1 tRNA gene is annotated in these 253 nt (G+C 58.9%); it reads left to right on the top strand.

Annotated elements, in window-relative coordinates:
- Positions 1-178 precede the first annotated feature (178 nt).
- Positions 179-251, top strand: a tRNA-Glu gene (locus HU755_RS27230).
- Positions 252-253: the final 2 nt, after the last annotated feature.

The raw sequence follows: 253 nt of genomic DNA, 5'->3' as shown, positions 1-253 counted from the left end.
GGAATAGCTCAGTTGGTAGAGCACGACCTTGCCAAGGTCGGGGTCGCGAGTTCGAGTCTCGTTTCCCGCTCCAATTTTTAAACAGCACTGCTTTCGGGCGGGGCTGAGTGAAACCAGAACCCACTCTTCGGAGGCGGATCTGGACACCGAAACACACACCATGTGTTCCGGGTAGCGTGTCCCCTTCGTCTAGTGGCCTAGGACACCGCCCTTTCACGGCGGTAACAGGGGTTCGAGTCCCCTAGGGGACGCC

It is taken from the genome of Pseudomonas sp. SWRI111 (genome assembly GCF_014268555.1).
GTDB classification, from domain to species: domain Bacteria; phylum Pseudomonadota; class Gammaproteobacteria; order Pseudomonadales; family Pseudomonadaceae; genus Aquipseudomonas; species Aquipseudomonas hamedanensis.
Note: the sequence above shows the minus strand (reverse complement) of the source record. Positions and strands in the feature narration are given on the sequence as shown.